A 20569-nucleotide genomic window follows, 5' to 3' on the forward strand; every position below is an offset into this window, starting at 1 on the left:
GGGGGCGCTCACCACTGCGAGCGCCCCCACGGGTTTGGCGCCGCGGCCCCCCGCTACGTAAAGTTCCGCCGAAGCGTAAATAGAACACACGATCCCAGGAAAGCGGCAGCGGCGATGACGGTGACCGAAACAGGCCGGGCCGATGGCACGGGTATCGACGCGGAGCGGATGGCGGTCTGCCTGAGCGTGCTGGAAGAGCTCGACGCGCTGCCCGTCGACCACCCGGACGCCATCGCGATACGGCGCGCCACCGCCGGGATCTACCGCACGGTCAAGCAGCGCCGCCGGCAGGAACGCCGGGCGGCCAAGACCGCCAACGACCGGGCGGTGACCGCCGCCACGGCCACCGGCGCGCCCGACCGGATCGACGACGAGACCCAGGGACTGGCCCTCACCAGCTCCGTGACCACCCAGATCGCCGGCATCCTGCAGCGCCCCAGGTCCTGCTACACCTGCAAGTCGCGCTACGTCGAGGTCGACGCCTTCTACCACCAGCTCTGCCCGCCGTGCGCCAAGGAGAACCGGTCCCGCCGCGACGCCCGCACGGACCTCACCGGCCGGCGCGCCCTGCTCACCGGCGGCCGGGCCAAGATCGGCATGTATATCGCCCTCCGCCTGCTGCGCGACGGCGCCCACACCACCGTCACCACCCGCTTCCCCAACGACGCCATCCGCCGCTTCAAGGCGATGCCGGACAGCGCGGAGTGGCTGCACCGGCTGAAGATCGTCGGCATCGATCTCCGCGACCCGGCCCAGGTCATCGCGCTCGCCGACGAGGTGAGCGCCGAGGGCCCGCTCGACATTCTGATCAACAACGCCGCCCAGACCGTCCGCCGCTCGCCCGAGGCCTACGGACAGCTGATCACCGCCGAGTCCGCCCCGCTGCCCGCCGGGGAGCTGCCCGCCTCCGTCGTCCTCGGCCACTTCGGCAGCGGCGCGCCCGCCGCCCTCACCGCCGCCTCCGCCACCGCCGGCGCGTTGAGCGCCGAGGACATCACCTCACTCGCCCTGACCACGGGCTCCGCCACCCCCGCCCGCATCGAGGCGGGCACCGCGATCGACGCCGGCGGCCTCGTACCGGATCTGCACTCGACCAACACCTGGATCCAGAAGGTGGACGAGGTCGACCCCATCGAGCTGCTGGAAGTCCAGCTGTGCAATATGACCGCGCCCTTCCTGCTGGTGAGCAAGCTGCGCCCGGCGATGGCGGCGGCCCCCGCACGCCGTAAGTACGTGGTGAACGTCTCGGCGATGGAAGGCCAGTTCAGCCGCGGCTACAAGGGCGCCGGCCATCCGCACACCAATATGGCCAAGGCGGCGCTGAACATGCTCACCCGCACCAGCGCCCGGGAGATGCTGGAGACCGACGGCATCCTGATGACGGCCGTGGACACCGGCTGGATCACCGATGAGCGCCCGCACCCCGACAAGATGCGGCTGGCCGAAGAGGGCTTCCACGCCCCCCTCGACCTGGTCGACGGCGCGGCCCGGGTGTACGACCCGATCGTCCGCGGTGAGTCGGGCGAGGACCTGTTCGGCTGCTTCCTGAAGGACTACGCGCCCGCGGCCTGGTGATCCGGACCGCCGGCCGCCGCGGACGGGGCGTTCCCGCTCCGCGGTGTGGCCGGTGGCTCCTTGCCCCTTCCCGGATCGGGAAGGGCGGCATGCAGCCGTCCCAGCAGGGCGCGCGCCGCAGGGCCTGCGGGCCCCTCCGTCCGCCAGGCCAGGGCGACCCGGCCGCGCAGCCGCGGCCCGGTGATCTCCAGCGTCCGCAGCCCCGCTGCCGACGCCTCGTGGCCCGGCAGCGCCGGGACGACGGCCACGCCGAGGCCACGGGCCGCAAGCCGCGCCAGCACCGGCAGGACGGACGCCTCGAACGCGATGCGGGGCCGGAATCCGGCCTGTGCACAGGCGCGTTCGAGCACCCCGCGCAGACCGGTGCCGCGCGGCAGGCTGATCAGCGGGCGCTCGCGGAGCGCGGCCAGCGGCACGCTCGTACGGCCGGCGTGCGCCGCCAGGAGTGGATCGCCCGGCGCGACGGCGGCGACCAGGGGGTCGTCGATCACGTACCGGAAGGAGATGCCGGCCGGTGGCTGCTCGTCCGCCACCCCGGTCACGGCGATGTCGAGCGCACCGCCGAGCAGTGCCGCGAGCATCCGCTCCGTCGTCTCCTCGGTGAGGGAGATCTCGACCTGCGGATGCGCATCGTGGAAATCGGCCAGCAGCGCAGCCAGATCGAACCTGCGGGTACTGGCGCCGGCCACCAGGCCGACCCGGACGCGACCGCGCAGCAGCCCGCTGAACTCGTCCACGGTCTGCCGTATCTCCTCCACGGCGGCGAGCGCCGCCCGCGCATGGCGGAGGACGGCCCGGCCCACCTCCGTCGTGGTCACCGCACGGCCGGAGCGGTCCAGGAGCGGCTGCCCCAACTCCCTTTCGAGCTGCCGGATCTGGGCGCTCACCCCGGGCTGCGCCAGATGCAGCCGGGCGGCCGCCCGGGTGAAGCCGGCCTCCTCCACCACCGCGACGAAGTACTGCAGCTGCCGAAGTTCCATAACTGCTGATTCTAGGGAGGAGAAGAGCCGGCTCTTGGACTTATGGAGAGGCGCACAAGATCCTGGAAACCGGAGGAAGTTCGCGAGAGGAACCCTCACGGGGGAGGAAAGACGGATGAGCATCGAAGCGGCGATCGCGGCCGAACGCCGGGAACTGGCCGACCTCTTGGACGGTCTGACGGCCGAGCAGTGGGCGGCCCCGACACTGTGCGCGGGGTGGCGGGTGCGCGAGGTCGCGGCCCATATGTCGATGGGGTTCCGCTACTCGCTCCCCAAGGTGGCCGCCGAACTCGTCAGAGCGCGCGGCAGCATCCACCGGATGGCCGACCGGTGCGCCCGCAGGGACGCGGAGGCCGCCACCACGGGTGAACTCGCCGGCTTCCTGCGGGACCACGCACATCACCCCTGGACACCGCCGGTCGGCGGCCTCGCGTCGGCACTGGGGCACGACGTGGTCCACGGCCTGGACATCACCGTCGCCCTCGGCCTCGGCCGCCGCGTCCCCGAAGACCGGGTGCGCCTCCTCCTGGAGAAGGTCACCCTCAGGTCCGCCAGGTTCTTCGGAGCCGACCTCAGCGGTGTCGAGCTCCGCGCCGACGACCTCGACTGGTCCTTCGGCACCGGCACACCGCTGACCGGCGCCGCCCAGGACCTGCTGCTGGTCGCGTTCGGCCGCAGGCTCCCGCCGGGCCGCCTCCACGGGGAGCGGCAGCACCGGTACGTGGCCGGCTGAGCCCCGGCCGGCGGCCCGGCGGCGGGCTCCGGGACCTGCCCTCAGGCCCTGGCCGTCACACGGCAGCCGCCGGCCCCGCACCACCGGCCCCCGGCGCCCGCGCGGCCTGCCGGGATCAGCCCTCCAGCCCGTGGCGCGCCAGCAGCGGCGCGAGGTCCGGGTCCCGGCCGACCACCGCACGGAACGCGCCGAGCGGGTCGACGCTGCCGCCCTTGCCGAGGAGTTCCCTGCGGAAGATCTCACCGCTCTCGCGGATCGTCTTCCCGTTCTCGCGGAACCAGCGCACGGTGTCGGCGTCCAGCACCTCCGCCCAGCGGTAGCCGTAGTACCCGGCCGCGTAGCCGCCGCCGAAGACATGGGCGAAGTAGCCGGTGCGATAGCGCGGCGGGATCGCGGACACCGACAGCCCGTAGCGCTCCAGCGCGGCCGCCTCGAAGGCCTCGGCCCCGTCGGCGGCCGGTGCCTCGCCGGGGGCGAGGGAGTGCCAGGCCCAGTCCAGCACCGCGGCGGCCTGGTGCTCCACCATCCGGAAGCCCGCGCCGAAGGTCTCCGCCTCGCGCAGCCGGGCCGGCAGTTCGGCCGGCATCGGCTCGCCGGTGACATGGTGCCGGGCGTAGTGGGACAGGATCTCCGGCCAGTCCGCCCACACCTCGTTGACCTGGGAGGGGAACTCGACGAAGTCACGCGGCACCCGGGTGCCGGACAGCAGCGGGTAGCGCACATCGGAGAACAGGCCGTGCAGCGCATGCCCGAACTCGTGGAACAGCGTGTTGACCTCGCTCCAGGTCAGCAGCACCGGCTCGCCCGCCGGAGGCTTGGCGACATTCAGGTTGTTGACCACGACCGCGCGGTGGCCGAGCAGCCGGGACTGCGGGACGAGGGCGTCCATCCAGGCGCCGCCCCGCTTCGACTCGCGGGCGTGGAAGTCGCCGAGGTACAGCCCGAGCGGGCTGCCGTCGGCGTCGTGCACCTCGTAGATACGGGCGTCCGGGTGGTACGACACCAGGTCGGGGCGCGGGGTGAAGCTGATCCCGTAGACCAGCTCGGCAGCGTGGAAGACACCGTCGTGCAGCACGGTCTCCAGCTCCAGATAGGGCCGCAGCACCGACGCGTCGAGCGCGAACCGCTCCCTGCGCACCCGTTCCGAGTAGTACTGCCAGTCCGCCGCGGGGATCGTGGCCACGCCGGCCGCCTCGGCCAGGGCCGCGCCCTCCCGCTCGGCATTGGCGGTGGCGGGGGCGACCAGCCGACCGAGCAACTCCTCGACGGCGTCCGTGGTGCCGGCGGTCCGGTCGGCGACCTCCCAGGCGGCATGACTCGGGTAGCCGAGCAGGGCGGCGCGCTCGGCACGCAAGGCGGCCAGCGCGACGGCGACCGGGCCGTTGGTGTCCGTACCGCGACCGAGCGACGCGGTCAGCAGCCGCTCGCGCAGCGCGGGGTCGTCCAGCGCGGCGAGCTCGGTCTGCTGGGAGAAGTTCTTCAGGCTGAGCACGTACTTGCCCTCGTGCCCCAGCGCCCGGGCGTTCGCTGCGGCGGCCGCGATCTGGTCCGCGGGCAGACCGGCCAGTTCCTCGGCACGGTCCAGTACGAGCGCCGCGTCCGCGGTGGCCGCACGGAGGTTCTGCCCGAACTCGGTGCACCGGGCGGCGATCTCGGCATTCAGCGCGCGCAGGCGCTGTTGCTGCTCCGGGGCGAGGCGGGCGCCGGCCCGGACCCGGTTCGTGTGGTGGCGCTCCAGCAGCCGCAACTGCTCGGTGTCCCATCCGGACTGCTCACGTTGCCCGTGGAGCGCGTCCAGCCGGGCGAACAGTGCGGAGTCGAGCAGCAGCGCATCGTCATGGGCGGCCAGCCGGGGGGCGATCTCGACCTCGATCGTCTGGATCTCCTCGTCGGTATCCGTCGCCGCCTTGTTGAAGAACACCCTGCACACCCGGCCCAGCAGCGCGCCGCTGCGCTCCAGTGCCTCCACGGTGTTCTCGAAGGTCGCCGGTTCGGCACAGGCGCCGATCGCCGCGACCTCGTCCAGCTGATCGGCTATGCCGCGGGCAAAGGCGGGCAGATAGTGATCGTTGCGGATCCGCGCGAAAGGCGGCAGCGCGTAGGGCAGATCACTCGGCTCGAAGAAAGGATTCGACATCGTCACAGAGGCTGACACTACGCCCGCGGGTGACCTCCGGTCCCACGGTCGCTGCATGACGGCGCTTGCGGGCGCGGGTAGTTGACACCCCGAACGGGTGGCCCGGCCGCGCGGCGGCGGCCGGGCCCGTCCCGGGAAGCGTCGTGGGGCCATCCGTGGTGTGATCGAAGCGGGGCAACCAACACTCCTGAGACAGGAGGAATCATGGCCAGCAAGCTGCGAGCCCGCGACATCATGTCCGGCGGAGCGCGCTGTGTGGGTGCACATGAATCGTTGATGGATGCGGCGAAGATGATGCGGGACCTGAACGTCGGCTGCCTGCCCATCTGCGGTGACAACAACAGGCTCATGGGCATGATCACCGATCGCGATATCGTCGTCACCTGTTGTGCCGAAGGTGTCGACCCGGCGACGGTGCAGGCCGGTTCCATGGGCGGCAAGCTGCACTGGATCGACGCCGATGCGGACGCCTCCGAGGTCCTGCGGACCATGGAGGACCACCACATCAAGCGCCTGCCGGTGATCGACGTCAAGGGCGGCCACCAACTGGTGGGAATGATCACCGAGGCGAACCTCGCCAAGAACCTCAGCGACGCGGAGATCGCGGAGTTCGCCAACCGCGTGTACGCGACCGCGGGCTGACGGCGCCGCCCGCACCGCCGTGGCGTGAAAGCGCGGGGAATTGGCGGAATTCCCCCGGCCGCGGGCCAGGGGAATTCCGAATATTCCGTTACCCGCTCAGTGGGCGCCGGAGTGTGGTACGGCGAGCCGTGTGCCGGGGAAAATCAGATGCGGATTCGCCCCGATCACCTGCCGGTTCAGCCGGTAGAATTCCCGCCATCCCAGGCCGTGTGCGTACGCGATACCGCTCAGCGTGTCGCCGGGGTTGACGACGACCGAGCCGCCGGTACTCCGATGACGTCCCACTTTGTAGCGCTTCTCATGGGACTGGGCATGGCGGGAGTGCGGCTGGCGGGGCTGGGTATGGCGGGTCCGCGCCCGGGCCGACGGGTCCGCTTGCCGTTGTGGTGCGGGGCGCACCGGGGTACTTCGCACGGTGCGGTGCGCGTCGGCCGAGTTGAGTCCCAGTGAGGCCGAGCAGGCCGGCCAGGCGCCCCAGCCCTGACGGGCCAGTACCCGCTGGGCCACCTGGATCTGCTGTGACCGGGTCGCCCGCGCCGCCCGTGCCGCGTAGGCGCCACCGCCGAAGGAGTGCCAGGTGGAGTGGGCGAGCTGCAGTCCTCCGGAGAACCCGTTCCCCGTGTCGATACGCCAGTTGCCTCCGCTCTCGCACCCGGCCAGGCGCTCCCAGGTACCGCCGGAGCGGGCCTCGGCGGGCTGCCCGGACGCCAGGTTCAGCGCCCCGGCCGCGAGCAGGACCGCTGCCGCCGTGATGCCCCGGACGCCAAAGCCCCGGAATTCACTCCGGGCAGGCGCTTTTGCTGCCTGCGGAAATTCCATGCCCTTACTCCCGTCGCTCGCCGCGCAGTTGCCTGGCGGTCATTCAGGAATCCCGGCGCGTATGCGGTGCACGCGTTCGAATGGTGATCGAACCGCGATTTCCGTGCGGCGCCATGAATTTGACGGGGAAGAGACAACCACGCTCCGAGTTGGCCTCGGCAGAGCGCGCGGTAGCGCCGCCGCGGCCCGGCCTGCACCCTTGCCGCCGGGGCGCGGCCGTGCTTGGACCGTGCGCACCTGTTCAGACGGGCAGGGGCGCACCCGTCCTGCCGTGGGCGCATCACACCCCCGCGGCCGGTGATCACCTGCCCGTCCCGGGGGTGTCCGCCGAGCGCAACCGGCGCACTCGATGCACGCGCTGCGCAGGTCCGCATGCACCGCGCACGGGCTTGTGGCGGTGCAACGGTCCGTTCTGCCCTGGTGCAACGGCGCATGGCACACGGGTACGGCGAGGTGCATCGCCCCTGCCGGGGCCCGGCGGCGCGGACGGGCACCGGCCGCGGAGGCGGACACCGGTGGAAGGGGGCGGCGGGCCGCAGACAACGATGAAGTCAAAGATGATTGAACGATCCTGACGAAGGGCGGGGAGTTTCCGCGATGCCCGATGTGACGGAAGGCGGTCATGACCTGCGACTGTTAGCCATCCTGGGTCTGCGGCGGCCCAAGGGAATCTCTGGATTGCCACACATTGCTGAACAATCCTGAGGTAGCTTCGTTCTGTGGCTGATGAAACGAACGACACGGGTGCGGCACCCCCGTACCTCGCCGCCGAGGCGGTCGCCGACCGGTTGCGCGACCGGATCACGACGGGTGTGCTCACGCCGGGTCACCCCCTGCGCGATGCGGCTCTCGCCGAGGAGTTCGGCGTCTCGCGCAACACCCTGCGCGAGGCCGTACGGCTGCTGGTGTACGAAGGCCTCGCCGTCCACCAGCTCTACAAGGGCGCCGCGGTCACCTGCCTCGAGGTCGAGGACGTCCATGACATCTACGCCACCCGCCGTGCCCTGGAACTCCGGGCCGCGGAGCAGAGCTTCACCGCCCCCCAGGCGGCGCTCGACCGACTCGACCGGTATGTGTCGGCCGCCGAGGAGGCAGCGGCGGCCGGCCGGTGGGATCGCACGGCCACGCATTCGCTGGACTTCCACCGGGACGTGGTGGACCTGCTCGGCAGCGCACGGCTCAACCGCTTCTTCCGTACGACCGTCGCCCAACTGCGCCTGGCCTTCGCAGAGGTGCCGCACGAACCGGAATTCCAGCGCCAGTGGGTGCCGCGCGACCGAGAGCTGTGCGATCTGCTGCGCGCCGGGCGGCGCACCGAAGCGGCCGCCGCGCTCGCGCGCTACCTGGCCGACTCGGAGTGCCAGGTCGTCGACATCGTACGCGCGGCCCGCTGCACCTGAACGAGCCCGGACCCACCCGACAACCCTCATCAGACGAACCCGACCCGACGACCCCGCCCCGATCCGCCCCCTCGACCGCACCCCCTGCCACCCCGGCGGGCATCCCAGGAAAGCGAGCACACCGATGGTCACCAACGAAGCCGCCTACCAGGCCACCAAGGGCGGCCCCCTCGATGTCGACAAGGCCTTCTACGACCGGGTCTCGGGCAACTCCGGTGGCTCGGGCAGCTCCGGCGGCCGCCGCCTGGTCGACAGTTTCACCATCCCGATTCGCTCCGGCCGCGCCTGGGAAGTTCCCGCAGGCCATCTGTGCCGCATCGTCACCGTGGACGGTCCGCAGGTCGGTGACTTCAACGTGTGGAACCGCCACGACCCGCGCGAACGCCTCTGGGCGTCCCGCACCCGTCAGCTGCAGCGCGCCCACGTCAGCACCTACGACCGCCTGTGGTCCACCCTCCCCTTCCTGCGCCCGCTGCTGACCGTCACCGGTGACACGCTCGCCGACTACGGCACCGACGACACGGGCGGCAGGGTGCACGACCTGCTGGGCACCCGCTGCGACCCGTACGTCAACCGCATGCTCACCGGCGAGGACTTCGACTACCACTGCCACTCGAACCTGGTCCGCGCCGTCCTGCCGTACGGGCTCACGGAGTTCGACGTGCACGACGTCCTCAACGTCTTCCAGTGCACCGGACTCAACGAGGACGACCAGTACTTCATGAAGGCCTGCCCCGCCCGGCCCGGCGACCACTTCGAGTTCTTCGCCGAACTCGACCTGCTGTGTGCGCTGTCCACCTGCCCGGGCGGCGACCTGTCCGTGCCGCTGTGGGGGCCGGACGCGGGCGACCCGCTGGAGGTGTGCCACCCGATCGGCATCGAGGTCTACGAGGTCGATGATGCTCTCCTCGAAGGCTGGACCTCCCCCCAGCCGGCCGCCTACCGCAATCTGCACGGGGTGACCCTGCCCAGCTGGACATAGGGCCTGTCTTCAAAGTCCCGTCCGCCCCGCGAGGCCGCGCGCGCTCGCGCAAGGGGCCGCCCGCAATGGTCAGACCTCCGGCCGCCGTGTTGCATGGGAAAGGAGAGCGTTTCCGGACTGCGGCGGCCTCCGCCTCGACCTCGCCGCCTACCCGTACCGGCTGTTCGACCTGCTGCGCGGCGACGAGCACACCTTGCTGCTGTACGCGGACCACGAGGTCCGGACGACGTCGTACGACGAGGTGGCGCAGGCGGCACGCAGCAGGGCGCACGGACAGCTGACCGTCCGGGTGATCGTCGCCCCGGGGCTCCGGACGGACGGCCTGCCGCTGCCCGTCGTCCGGGACGGCCGTGACCCGTTCCGGCAGGTGTACGGCGCGCACGGCGGCGAGGCATTCCTCAGCCGGCCCGACGGCTACCTGGGGCTGCGCCCGCCCGGGCGAGCGGTCCGGAGCTGCCGGCGCAGCCGGCGCTGACCTTCCGTACCTGAGCGGCGGCCGGCCGCACCCACCGGCGGCACCGGGTGCGGCCGGCCGCCGCCCGCTCACGGCGCCTGCCACGCGGCGACCATCAGCCGCCCGTCGCCGTCGTCGTCCAGCGCCCTGAAGGCCGCCTCCGCCTGAGCGGCCGAGTACCCGGCCGCCCGGTGCACGGCAGTGAAGTCCGCCAGGCTGACCACACCGTCCCCGTCGGCATCGGCCAGGGCGACGGTCGCGGCGACCGACGGCCCCACGACCTTGCCGATCGTCCCCGACGCGCCCGCCCGGGCGAACGCCGCGACGAACTGCTCCCGGTCCAGGCGCCCCGTACCGTCCACGTCCGCCAGGGCGGCGAGCTCGTCGAAGGTGTTGCGCATCCCCGCACGGAGGGCTTGCGCCTTGGCGGAATCCGCCGGTTCGCCCACCGCTTCCGTCAGCACGCGCGCCCGCTCGGTGAAGTCCTGCGCGGTCAGGTAGCCGTCGCCGTCGGTGTCGTAGGTGGAGAAGCGGTGCTCGTACTCGGCACGCAGGGCATCGGAGATCATGTGTCATCCCTTCCGGAGGCGGGCTCCCGGCGGAGCCCGGAGAGGCGGCCGGCCGCGCGCGGGGGTGCCGCGCCCACCTGCCGCCATGAGCACATTAAGTGACCGCGCGATGTCGGAAGGTGATGGCGGGGGGTGTGTTCGGACTCCCGGTCCAGGAGGCCGTGGCGGTGGTGCCGGTGCTGCCGGCGCGGCCGTCGCCCCGGTCCGCCGGGGGGTGCTCACACCGGCCGGGCCATGGCACGACCTATCAGATATTTCGGGTCGGTCACGCCTGCAACCGACGGGTCGGGCAAACGGTCCTACGGAGCATGAAAAGACAACTGAACCTGCGGATACGGAGGTCCGGCGCCGGACGCCGCGCGGGCGCGACGCTCGCCGTCACGGCGCTGGCACTCCCGCTGACGGTGGCCCTCGGCTCCACGGCCCAGGCCGCCACCGCGTCGTCCTGCACCGCGAGCCGCGGCCCCTATCAGAAGCAGGCCGAGAAGTTCCTCGGGCTGACCGTGGACGGCCGGCAGTCGGCCGCCGACTGCCGGGCGATCCGCGCCTTCCAGACCAGCCACGGCATCACCCCGAACATCGGCTACGCCGGTCCCGTCACCTGGGGCGTGATGAACCTCGTGGCGCAGCAGAAGGCCGCCGGGAGCAACCCGAACAAGGCCCATAAGTGCCCCACGAACAAGGGCCGGATCGCCTGCGTCGACCTCACCCGCCAGCTCAGCTGGATCCAGGACGGATCGAAGCTGGTGTTCGGGCCGGTCCCGGTCCGCACCGGACGCGACGGGTACGAGACCCGCACCGGCGCCAAGAAGATCTACTGGCGCCACCTGCACCATGTGTCGACGATCTACCACGTGGCCATGCCGTACAGCCAGTTCTTCGACGGTGGTCAGGCGTTCCACTCCATCAGCGGCAGCGTCTGGTCGGCGCCCGGCTCGCACGGCTGCGTCAATATGCGCAGCAATGACGCCAAGAAGTACTGGTCCCTGCTCAAGAACGGTGACGACGTCTACGTCTACGGCCGTAAGTCCGGCACCTGAGCCCTGAGCGGGCGGACCGGGCGGGCCGGGCCCGACTGTGGAGGGGGAAGAGCGCCCGATGGCGGAACGCCACCGGGCGCCGCGTCGAACGGTACGCCGTGCCGTCCGTAGGGCGTGTCGTCCCTATGCCGTGCCGTCCGCGCGCCGGACCGGCGCCGTTCAGACGGACCGTACGCTCACTGCCTGCCCCGGCCACCGCCGGAGGGCGGCAGCGCACAGGCCGCCGTACCGCCCGGCATCCGCTGACGGTTCCTCGCGATGATCCGGTACATGCCGTGGGCGATCCACCGCACGGGCGGGAGCGTGAGCAGCGCGCCCACGACCGGCCATCCGCCGCCCGCGCTCATCAGCAACCTGGCGACGGCCTGGGCGCCACCGTGCACGGAACCGGCCGGGGTCACCCACAACACTTCGTGTTCGGCGCGCTGTTGCGCGATACCGAGCCGTGCGAGGTCGGCGAACTGCCAGGGGGTGGCGTCACAGCGCGGCCGCAGCCGCCGCTCGGCGAACCGGACCGAGGACGTACAGAAGGCGCAGTCGCCGTCATAGACAAGTACGGGTTGCCGCCGCATCTTCCCGCCCCTTTGCACCGGTGCCCTGGCGATCACCATGATAGGTGCCGGGCCATCGCGAGGATCCGCGCAGCGGTGTGCCGTCCACGGGAGGAAACGTATGCCGCTCGACAGGGACGCCGAAGCCATCCACACCCGTCGGCTGACGCTTCTGCCGCTGCTTGCCGACCATGCCGAAGAGCTGGCCGCGGTGCTGTCCGATCCGGCCCTGCACGCCTTCACCGGTGGTGCTCCGGCGACCCCGGAGGCACTGCGGACCCGCTATGAACGGCTGGTCGCCGGCTCACCCGACCCCGCGGTCACCTGGTGCAACTGGGCGATCCACCTCCGGGACCGGGGCGCTCTGGCAGGCACGGTCCAGGCGACGGTGACCGCCGATGCGCAGGGACGGGCCGCGGAGGTGGCCTGGGTGGTGGGGACGGACTGGCAGCGGCGCGGCATCGCCACCGAGGCGGCCCGGGGGCTCGTCGCCTGGCTCCGGAAGCACGCCGTGCACACGCTCATCGCCCATATCCACCCGGACCACCATGCCTCCGCTGCCGTCGCTGCCGCTGCCGGGTTCACCCCCACCGGCCATGAGCAGGACGGCGAGACGCGGTGGCAGCTGGGCCCGGAGGGCGGTCGGAGGGCGGACGACGGCCGGGGGAGCGGCCGGGAGTGACGTGGCGTGCGACGCGGCGTATGACGCGGCGTCGGGGTGGCCCGGCGGGCCCGTTGTTCGGTGGGCGCCGCCGGGCGCATGGGAACCGGTGCCCGGGCCGTATGCGGACCGTGCCGGGTGGCCGGGGCCGGGGCCGGGTGTGCGGGTGGTCGGGTCAGGCGGCCGGCAGGTGGTACAGGGCCATCGGCGTGACGTAGCCGGGCCAGCGGCCGTCGGCGAAGAGATGGACCCCGGCGTCCAGGTAGCACTGGTCGACGAGTTGGGAGCAGATCATGTGCCGGGTGCTGGCGACATAGCGGCGCAGCCCCGGAACGGGCAGGTGGAAGCGGTGTGTGGCGATCGCCAGGTAGTCGAGGAAGCTGTAGGGGACCCCGACGTAGCGGGTGGCGGCGGCGCAGATGCCGGCGCGCTGCCGCTCGGTGAGCCGTTCCGGGCGGACATAGACCACGTCCGCGTCGGCGTACGCGGTGAGGGACAGGATGCGGGCGCCACCCGGCTCGGCCTCCAGCAGCCGGTTGTCGGGCAGGACCAGGAAGGCGTGTTCGTAGTCGGTGAAACCGTCTCCGTTGACCCACTGTCCGAAGCGGATCAACTGGCCGGTGACGCCGGAAATCCGGGTGAGTCCGATGTCGCCCGGCAGGGGATGGGTGTGCTTCATGAGCAGCTCCCAGAGCCAAAGGGGGGTTCCCGTGGGTAATACCCGCTGTCATGGCGTACGCACCGTCCGTGGCGGGGGTTGGTGGCGGATGCCGGTGGATGCCGGTGGATGCCGGGCCGGTGGATGACGGTGGAGGGCGAGGGGCAGATGGCAGAGGGGGAGGGACGGCGGGCGCTCGGCGGGGTACGGGTGTGCGGACCGGGTTCGGCCGCTGCGGGCCGAAGGGAGCAGGCCGAAGAGGGCAGGCCGAAGAGAGCGGGCGGGAGGAGCGGAGAGATGATGAGCGGTTCAGCGTCCAGGGCCGGAGAGTTGGTGACGGTGCGTCAGAAGGGTGGTGGCTCGGCGCTGTCGGGCAGTGTGGCGCTGGTGACCGGGGCGTCCAGCGGTATCGGTGCGGCCGCCGCCCTGGCGCTGGCCGGGGAAGGCGCTTCCCTCGCCCTGGTCGCCCGCCGTCGCGAGCGACTGGAACACCTCACGCAGACCATCGGCGAGCGGGGAGGGGCCTCCCTCGCCCTGACGGCCGATCTCGGTGACGCGACGCAGGCACGGCGGGTGGTCGAGGAGACCGTCGACCACTTCGGGCGGCTGGACGTCCTGCTGAACAACGCGGGCTTCGGTGCGCGCGGCGCGGTGGAGGACAGCGACCCGGAGGACTGGGACCGGATGGTCGGCCTGAATTTCACGGCGGTGCTGCGGATGTCACACGCGGCACTCCCGCATCTGCTGCACGCGGCACACGACGGGCCCCGGGGCGTCGCCGACCTGGTGACCGTCAGCTCGGTCGCGGGTCGGGTGCCCCGCAGGGACAACAGCGTCTACTCGGCCACCAAGCACGCGGTGTGCTCCTTCAGCGAGGCGCTGCGCCAGGAAGTGACCGGACGGCAGGTCCGGGTCGGGCTCGTCGAACCGGGCATGACCGCGACGGAGATGACCCGTGGCGGCAGCCAGGCCGCATCGGCGCACGGGATGCCGCAGGAGAGCTGGCTGCACGCCGAGGACATCGCCCGCGTCATCACCTTCATGGTCACCCAGCCGCCGCATATGGCGGTCAACGAGATCACCGTGCGGCCGACCGCCCAGGAACACTGACCGCCCGACCCCGACCCCGACCCCGACCCCGACCCTCACCCGTGACCCCGACCCCGCGGCGCAGCCGAGGAGAGGCCCCGTGCGACTCCTGCTCATCGCCGACACCCATCTGCCCCAGCGTGCCAAGGCGCTGCCGTCACAGCTGCTGGACGAAGTGTCCCGCGCCGATGTCGTGGTGCATGCCGGCGACTGGGTCGACACCGCCACGCTGGACCTGCTGCAGGCCCGTGCCCGGCGGCTGATCGGGGTCTACGGCAACAACGACGGCCCGGAGCTGCGGGCCCGGCTGCCCGAGGTGGCGCACGCGGAACTGGCGGGCGTCCGGTTCGCCGTGGTGCACGAGACGGGCCCCGCGCAGGGGCGGGAGCGCCGGTGCGCTGCACGGTTCCCCGAGTGCGATGTGCTGGTGTTCGGCCACAGCCACATCCCCTGGGACTCCACGGCGGACGACCGGCTGCGCCTGCTGAACCCGGGGTCGCCGACCGACCGCCGCCGGCAGCCGTACTGCACCTATATGACGGCGGAGCTTGTACAGGGCCTGCTCGCCGGGGTGGAACTGCACCGTCTGCCCCGCGCCCGCTGAGCCCGCGCCCGCTGAGCCCGCGGTGACCGCCGTACGGTCCGCGCACTCCTCACCGGCCGGCCCGCGTGCTCCTCATCTGTCGGCCCGCACTGCTCACAGGCCGAGCAGGCCGCGGACGTAGGCGGCCTGGCCGGCGTGCTGCAGATCGTCCGCGATCACGCTGACCAGGCGGACTCCCAGGGTGACGGGCGGTGTCCAGCCGCGGTCGACGACGCGCTTCATGTCCTTGTCGTCGATCCCGGCGAGGTACTGCACGGTGTTGTCGTGGACGGCGCCGTGATAGCCCGTCAGGAGCTGTGCGCTCAGGTCCCCCACGGCCGCCACGTCCTTGCCGGAGTGGCCGTAGCCGGTGTCGTCGGCAGCGAAGGGGAGACCGAAGCGGTCGTACCAGCCGTCCGCGGTCCAGACCTGCTCGGTGCCGGCCACCCCGGCGAGGTGATCGTCCTGGATCCTGGTGAGGTGCCAGACCAGCCAGGCGATCGAATTGGCGTCGTCGGGGCGGGTGCTGAGCTCGTCGGGGTCGAGCCCGGAGACCACGTCCTCGACGACCTCACGGATGCGTCCGAAGGCGTCGACAAGCAGGTCCGTGCTGGCGTTCATTCAGGGCTCCTTTGCGGCGGCGGAGGTCCTCGCGCGGAAGGTCCGCGGATACCGGTACCGGTGGACCGGGGTGGCGCGCTCCGGTGGTGGTCGGGCACCCGGAGGGCGTCGGCCCCGGCAGCCCGCCCATGGTCGCAAGCTCGCCCCGGGAATCGGTGCGGGGCAGGCCGAGAGGCGGGATTTTCCCTGACCGGGGAACTCGATCGCGCGCCGGAGGCGAGCGGCGGCAACGGGAGACGCCCGGTGGAAAACGGGAGACGCCCGGTGGCCCCCCACGGGTCACCGGGCGTCTCGTGCCGACCTGCCGGGCTCAGGGCCCGGCAGGTCCGGTCATCGCGGCCAGCACGGAGCGCCAGTCCTCACCCGGCCGGGCGCGCAGGGACGGGGCCAGCCGGTCGGCGCGGTAGTGCCAGCGGTGGTCGAGGTCCGGGTGGACCTCGTCCGTCTCCTGGATCTCGCTGTCGCTGCCGAGCAGTTCGGTCAGCCCGGTGGCGAGGTCCCGCCAGGAGAGGTGGCCGCTGACGGCATTGGCGACGCCGTGCACGGGCGAGTCCAGGCAGGAGACCACGGCCCGGGCCAGGGCCGCGGCATGCACCCAGGCCGCGCCGTACCACGCATGGCCGTGCGTCCCCGGCCGCGGCAGGGCGATCGGCCGGCCCTCCCGCGCCGCCTGGTAGAGCACCCCGGTCGCACCCCAGCGCAGCTGGTCCCGCAGTCGCTGGTGGTCTCCCCAGACGAGCGGGGAGCGGACCGCGCTCGCACCGCCCCGGCCCTGGGTACCGGCCGCCCGCAGCAGCAGCCCTTCGCAGTCGGTCTTCGCCTGTCCGTACCCGCTCAGCGGCTGCCGCGAGGCGGACTCCTCCGCCACCCACTCGCCGGCCGGGTGCCCGTAGGCGTCCACACTGCTGACGAAGACGAACGGACCGCGCGACCAGGTGCCGACCATGGCGGCCATCGCCGTCACATCGACCTCGGGACGGGTGAAGGTGCAGGCCGCGTGGATCACCGCATCGGCGCTGTCGACGGCCTTGCGCAGGCCGTCGAGGTCGGTGAGGTCGCCCTCGATGACGTCCACACCGTCGCCGGCCACGAGGTGGGCCGATTCGGGGCGGGCCAGGGCCAGCACCGGACGTCCTCGGGCGGCCAGTTCGCGCAGCACGAAGGCGCCGACCCCGCCGGTGCCGCCGGTGACCAGCACCGTGCCCTCGCGGGTGCGCCGCGGGCGCGAGGGCACGGCCGAGGGCGCGGCGGCCCGCTCCGCCTCCCGTGCCGCCAGCAGCGCGGTGACCGCGCGCGGGGTGCGGGCCTGCATGATGTCCAGGCCGGTCAGCGGCAGTTTCAGCGCCTGGCGCAGCCGCTCGGCGAGCTGGACGGCGACCAGCGAGTGGCCGCCGAGGAGGAAGAAGTCGTCGTCCGGTCCGGGCGCGTGGCCCAGGAGGGCGGTGAACCCCTCGGTCACGGCGTCCGCATGCACCCCTTCCGGCGCGGGGGCCGTCGGGAACCCCGGGAGCCGGGCCGGATCCGGTGTGCCGTCGGCCGTGCGCGGCAGGGTGTCCAGCAGGGTCACCGCGGCGGGCACCAGGCCGGGGGCCAGCTCCGCGCGCAGACGGGAGCGGAGCTCGGCGGGGGTGGGGCCGCCGATGCCGCGCAGTACGGCATAGGCCAGCAGCGGGCCGCCGGCCGGTTCGACCACGGCGGCCTCGGCCACCTCGGGGTGCGAACGCAGCAGCACCTCGGCCGGGTGCCCGCCGGTTTCGCCCCCCGGTGCCGGCGGCCCGCCGGGCAGGCGGGACAGCCTGAGGCCCGGGTCGTCGGCCACCGCGGTGAGCAGGGCGGCGTAGTGCGTACCGAGAGCGGCCGCCGCCTCCTCGTCCAGTGCGCTCCGGCTGTACTGGACGATTCCGGCGGGGGCGTCGGTGTCCACCATGCCGAAGGAGAGGTCGAACTTCGCCTCCCCGGCGCCGACCTCGACGTAGCTGTCCGCCAGGCCGGGCAGCCGCAGCGTCGTGGGCGCGCCCAGGACGTCCGCGGTCACCCGGATCAGCGCCGTCCCGTCCGCGGTGCGGGCGGCGGCGCCGAGGCGGTCGAGGATCAGGTCGAACGGGACCTCGCGGCGCTGCTGGGCGTCCAGCAGCGCCTCTCGTACCCGCTCCAGAAGAGCGGTGAAGGACGGGTCGCCCGCGGTGTTCACCCGGACCGGGAGGGTGTTGACGCACAGTCCGACCAGGCCGCGCATCTCCGGGCCCTGCCGGTGGGTGCCGGCGACCCCGATCACCAGGTCGTCCTGGCCGGTGAAGCGGTGCAGCGCGGCGAAGGAGGCGGCGAGCGCCACGGTGAACAGGGTGGCCCGGTGCCGGCCGCCGAGTGCGCGCAGGGCGGCCGGCACCCGTGGGTCGAGCGGGGCGCTGTGGACACCGGCCGGGCGGACACCGGTGTCGGCGGGCGGGTGTGCGGGGCGGGGCAGCGGCAGCGGGCGGACGCCGTCGAGCCGTTCGGCCCAGTGGTCCAGGCCTGCTTCCAGACGGTCGGCGGCCGCCTGCTCGCGGTGTGCGAAGTCCGCGTACTGCGCCGGTTCCGGCAGCGCCTCGGCGGTGGTGCCACCGACGGCGGCCGCGTAGGTCCGGGCGAGTTCTCCGGCCACGGTCTCCAACGAAGCGCCGTCGACGGCGATGTGATGGAACGTCAGCAATACGGTGTGGTCCTGCTCCCCGTGCCGCAGGACCAGGGCGCGCGGAAGGGGGCCGACGGCGAGATCGAAGGGGCGGTGCGCCTCCTCGGCCAGCAGCGCGCCGGAGCCGTCCGCGTCCGCCGCCACGACCCGCAGCGCGACCGCCTCCGGAGCCGGCAGCACTTCCTGGTACGGCTCGCCGTCCCGCTGCCCGTAGCGGGTGCGCAGAATCTCGTGACGGCCCACCAGCGAGGTCAGCGCGGCGGCCAGCGCGTCCAGGTCGAGCGGACCGCGCAGCCGGGTGGCGAAGGGCACGCTGTACGAGGCGCCGCCGTGCCCCAGCCGGTCCATCAGCCACATACGGCGCTGGGCGTGGGAGAGCGGCGCGGGTCCTTGCCGGACGGCGGTTGCGGGCGCGGCGGCGGGACGGGCGGCACGGGAGCGGGCCCGGCGCAGCAACTCCTCCTGGAGCGCCGCGGCGGAGGGGGTGTCAGTGGCCATCGGTGTCCTCCGGGGCGCCGGGGTGCAGATCGCTGTGTGCGGCGAGGAGCGCGCGCTCGACCAGCGCGGCGTGCCCCGCCACCGTGGGGGCGGCGAAGAAGTCGGCGAGCGTCAGCTCCACGCCGAGCTCCTCGCGCAGGTCGTCGGTGACCGCGAGCGCGAGCAGCGAATGACCGCCCAGCGCGAGGAAGTCGGCATCCGCACGCGTGACCTCGCGGCCCAGTGACCGGCCCCAGACCTCGGCGACGGCCTGCTCCAGCGGACCCAGCGGCCCGGCCGCCGCGTCGGGCCGGTCGGTGCTGACGAGGTCCGTCAGCGCGCGGCGGTCGACCTTCCCCGAGGCGGTGAGCGGCAGCGCGTCGACCACCCGCACCTCGTCCGGGACCAGATGGGCGGGCAGCACGGCGGCGAGCCGGTCGTGCAGAGCGGCGGAGCGCGGCACCGGTCCCGGCGCGGCCACGACGAAGGCGGCCAGGCGGGCGTCATCGGGGGAGGGGCGGTGCACGGTCACGGCCGCGTCCGCCACCTCGGGCTGTTCCCGCAGTGCGTGTTCGATCTCCGCCGGCTCGATCCGGAAGCCACGGATCTTCACCTGGTCGTCCGTCCGCCCGTGGAAGTCCAGGGTGCCGTCCGGACGGCGGGAGACGAGGTCGCCGGAGCGGTAGAGACGGCCCAGTTCGGGGTGGTCGCTGAAGCGCTCGGCGGTCAGCTCCGGCTGCCCGGTGTAGCCGTGCGCCAGCCGGCTGCCGCCGATCCACAGTTCGCCCAGCTCCCCGTACGGGACCGGCCGGCCGCCGTCGTCCAGCAGGTGCACGGTCGCCCCGGCGATCGGCCGGCCGATGGGCACCTGGCCGTCGCAGTCGGCGAGGGTGACGCGGTGGGTCGTGGTGAAGGTCGTCGCCTCCGTCGGCCCGTAGCCGTTGACCAGTTCCAGCCACGGGAAGGCCTGGAGCACCTCGCGGGCGTGGTGCGCGGACAGCGCCTCACCGCCCACGACCACCGTGCGCAGCTGCGCGAAGATCCGCGAGCGGCGGCCGGCCAGCTGGTGGAAGAGCGCGGTGGTGAAGAAGGCGACGGTCACGCCGTGGCGTTCCACCTCCCGGGCCAGGTCCTCGAACGAGGGCCGTTCGGTGGTGCACACCACCACGGAGGCCCCGTTGGCCAGGGCTCCCCACACCTCGAACGTCGAGGCGTCGAAGGTCATCGGCGAGTGGAAGAGCACCCGGTCGCGGGACGTGAGGGTGAGGTACGCCGGGTCACAGACCAGCTCGGCGATCGCCCGGTGCGGCACGGCCACGCCCTTGGGCCGGCCCGTCGAGCCCGAGGTGAACATGATGAACGCGGCGGCATCCGGCGCCAGTTCGGCCCCGGGCAGCTCCCCGCCGTCCACCAGCGGCTCACCGGGCAGCGCCAGCGTGGCACCGGAGAGCGCCGCCGATTCGAGGAGCTTGCCGTCGCCGACGGTCAGCGTGGCGCCCGCGTCGGCGGCCAGCGCCTCGGAACGGGAGCGCGGATGCGCCGGATCGAGCGGTACGCACACGGCGCCCGCCCACCACAGCGCGAGCTGGGCGACGACCGTGCGGGCGGAGCGCGGCATCAGCAGCGCCACGGCGTCACCCTGGCGCACGCCGTGCGCACGCAGATGGGCGGCGAGCGCCCGGGCCGAGGAGACGAGCTGGGCATAGGTGAGCGTGGTGTCGCCGTCCGCCACGGCCAGGGCCTGCGGGGTCCGTGCGGCATGCCGGGCCACCAGGGCCGTCAGTCCGGCCGCGGATGCGGGCAGCCCGGCCTCCGGGGCGGGCGCGGGGTGGTCACCGGCCGGGATGCGCGCGTCCTGCAAGGTGCCTTCGGTGGGCACGGGCCCTTCCTTCCGGGTGTCGGGGGAGTGCGGGGTGCGGGTGGTCAT

At 72.9% G+C, this 20569-nt stretch carries 19 protein-coding genes; 10 read left to right on the forward strand and 9 right to left on the reverse strand.

What is annotated here, in order from left to right; translation table 11 throughout:
* The first annotated feature begins 114 nt into the window (after positions 1-114).
* Positions 115-1575, forward strand: a complete 1461-nt coding sequence (locus D9V36_RS39340; RefSeq protein WP_129297964.1) for an SDR family NAD(P)-dependent oxidoreductase — start codon at positions 115-117, stop codon at positions 1573-1575.
* Here D9V36_RS39340 and D9V36_RS39345 read toward each other — a convergent pair.
* Positions 1554-2555: a LysR family transcriptional regulator gene (locus D9V36_RS39345; RefSeq protein ID WP_129297965.1), complete on the reverse strand. Its 1002-nt coding sequence runs from the start codon at positions 2553-2555 to the stop codon at positions 1554-1556. The genes D9V36_RS39340 and D9V36_RS39345 overlap by 22 nt on opposite strands.
* 115 nt (positions 2556-2670) lie before the next feature.
* Here D9V36_RS39345 and D9V36_RS39350 point away from each other — a divergent pair, with 115 nt between their 5' ends.
* Positions 2671-3288, forward strand: a complete 618-nt coding sequence (locus D9V36_RS39350) for a maleylpyruvate isomerase family mycothiol-dependent enzyme (RefSeq protein ID WP_129297966.1) — start codon at positions 2671-2673, stop codon at positions 3286-3288.
* 115 nt (positions 3289-3403) lie between these two features.
* On the opposite strand, the gene D9V36_RS39355 is transcribed toward D9V36_RS39350, so the two are convergent.
* On the reverse strand, positions 3404-5425 hold the full coding sequence (locus tag D9V36_RS39355; protein ID WP_129297967.1) for a M3 family metallopeptidase: 2022 nt from the start codon (positions 5423-5425) through the stop codon (positions 3404-3406).
* A 204-nt stretch (positions 5426-5629) separates the two neighbouring features.
* Here D9V36_RS39355 and D9V36_RS39360 point away from each other — a divergent pair, with 204 nt between their 5' ends.
* Entirely contained in the window at positions 5630-6067 is a 438-nt protein-coding gene (locus D9V36_RS39360) for a CBS domain-containing protein (protein WP_129297968.1), read from the forward strand.
* A gap of 96 nt (positions 6068-6163) precedes the next feature.
* Here the strand turns inward: D9V36_RS39360 and D9V36_RS39365 are convergent, their stop codons facing one another.
* Entirely contained in the window at positions 6164-6886 is a 723-nt protein-coding gene (locus tag D9V36_RS39365; protein WP_129297969.1) for a transglycosylase family protein, read from the reverse strand.
* 719 nt (positions 6887-7605) lie between these two features.
* Between D9V36_RS39365 and D9V36_RS39370 the strand changes: the two genes are divergently transcribed.
* The 3 genes from D9V36_RS39370 to D9V36_RS39380 all read left to right on the forward strand — a co-directional run bounded on the left by D9V36_RS39370 (position 7606) and on the right by D9V36_RS39380 (position 9743).
* Positions 7606-8286 (forward strand): GntR family transcriptional regulator, encoded by a 681-nt coding sequence (locus D9V36_RS39370; RefSeq protein ID WP_129297970.1) that lies wholly within the window; start codon positions 7606-7608, stop codon positions 8284-8286.
* A 124-nt stretch (positions 8287-8410) separates the two neighbouring features.
* Positions 8411-9268: an urea carboxylase-associated family protein gene (locus D9V36_RS39375; protein ID WP_129297971.1), complete on the forward strand. Its 858-nt coding sequence runs from the start codon at positions 8411-8413 to the stop codon at positions 9266-9268.
* 193 nt (positions 9269-9461) lie between these two features.
* The gene (locus D9V36_RS39380) at positions 9462-9743 is read left to right on the forward strand and encodes a hypothetical protein (protein WP_206739790.1); all 282 of its coding nucleotides are present in this window, start codon (positions 9462-9464) and stop codon (positions 9741-9743) included.
* Positions 9744-9811: 68 nt separating this feature from the next.
* Here the strand turns inward: D9V36_RS39380 and D9V36_RS39385 are convergent, their stop codons facing one another.
* On the reverse strand, positions 9812-10291 hold the full coding sequence (locus tag D9V36_RS39385; protein WP_129297972.1) for an EF-hand domain-containing protein: 480 nt from the start codon (positions 10289-10291) through the stop codon (positions 9812-9814).
* Between the two features lie 308 nt (positions 10292-10599).
* Between D9V36_RS39385 and D9V36_RS39390 the strand changes: the two genes are divergently transcribed.
* Entirely contained in the window at positions 10600-11331 is a 732-nt protein-coding gene (locus D9V36_RS39390) for a L,D-transpeptidase family protein (protein WP_129297973.1), read from the forward strand.
* A gap of 176 nt (positions 11332-11507) precedes the next feature.
* On the opposite strand, the gene D9V36_RS39395 is transcribed toward D9V36_RS39390, so the two are convergent.
* Positions 11508-11903, reverse strand: a complete 396-nt coding sequence (locus D9V36_RS39395; protein ID WP_129297974.1) for a thiol-disulfide oxidoreductase DCC family protein — start codon at positions 11901-11903, stop codon at positions 11508-11510.
* Positions 11904-12003: 100 nt separating this feature from the next.
* Here D9V36_RS39395 and D9V36_RS39400 point away from each other — a divergent pair, with 100 nt between their 5' ends.
* Positions 12004-12564, forward strand: a complete 561-nt coding sequence (locus tag D9V36_RS39400) for a GNAT family N-acetyltransferase (RefSeq protein WP_129297975.1) — start codon at positions 12004-12006, stop codon at positions 12562-12564.
* A 154-nt stretch (positions 12565-12718) separates the two neighbouring features.
* Here the strand turns inward: D9V36_RS39400 and D9V36_RS39405 are convergent, their stop codons facing one another.
* Complete coding sequence (locus D9V36_RS39405; RefSeq protein WP_129297976.1) at positions 12719-13222, reverse strand: hypothetical protein; 504 nt, start codon at positions 13220-13222, stop codon at positions 12719-12721.
* A gap of 279 nt (positions 13223-13501) precedes the next feature.
* Between D9V36_RS39405 and D9V36_RS39410 the strand changes: the two genes are divergently transcribed.
* Together D9V36_RS39410 and D9V36_RS39415 are read left to right on the forward strand one after the other, a co-directional pair.
* Positions 13502-14311 (forward strand): SDR family oxidoreductase, encoded by an 810-nt coding sequence (locus tag D9V36_RS39410; protein WP_164993120.1) that lies wholly within the window; start codon positions 13502-13504, stop codon positions 14309-14311.
* Between the two features lie 79 nt (positions 14312-14390).
* A complete protein-coding gene (locus tag D9V36_RS39415) occupies positions 14391-14894 on the forward strand; it encodes a metallophosphoesterase family protein (RefSeq protein WP_129297978.1) in 504 nt (167 codons plus the stop codon).
* Between the two features lie 93 nt (positions 14895-14987).
* On the opposite strand, the gene D9V36_RS39420 is transcribed toward D9V36_RS39415, so the two are convergent.
* The 3 genes from D9V36_RS39420 to D9V36_RS39430 form a co-directional block, all read right to left on the reverse strand.
* Positions 14988-15494 (reverse strand): mycothiol transferase, encoded by a 507-nt coding sequence (locus tag D9V36_RS39420; RefSeq protein WP_129297979.1) that lies wholly within the window; start codon positions 15492-15494, stop codon positions 14988-14990.
* A 310-nt stretch (positions 15495-15804) separates the two neighbouring features.
* Positions 15805-18663: a condensation domain-containing protein gene (locus D9V36_RS39425; protein ID WP_129297980.1), complete on the reverse strand. Its 2859-nt coding sequence runs from the start codon at positions 18661-18663 to the stop codon at positions 15805-15807.
* Positions 18653-20569, reverse strand: a complete 1917-nt coding sequence (locus D9V36_RS39430) for a non-ribosomal peptide synthetase (RefSeq protein ID WP_129297981.1) — start codon at positions 20567-20569, stop codon at positions 18653-18655. The genes D9V36_RS39425 and D9V36_RS39430 overlap by 11 nt, the downstream gene beginning before the upstream one ends.

Origin of the sequence: Streptomyces lydicus (genome assembly GCF_004125265.1) — a bacterium.
In the GTDB taxonomy this organism is placed as follows: Bacteria; Actinomycetota; Actinomycetes; order Streptomycetales; family Streptomycetaceae; genus Streptomyces; species Streptomyces lydicus_C.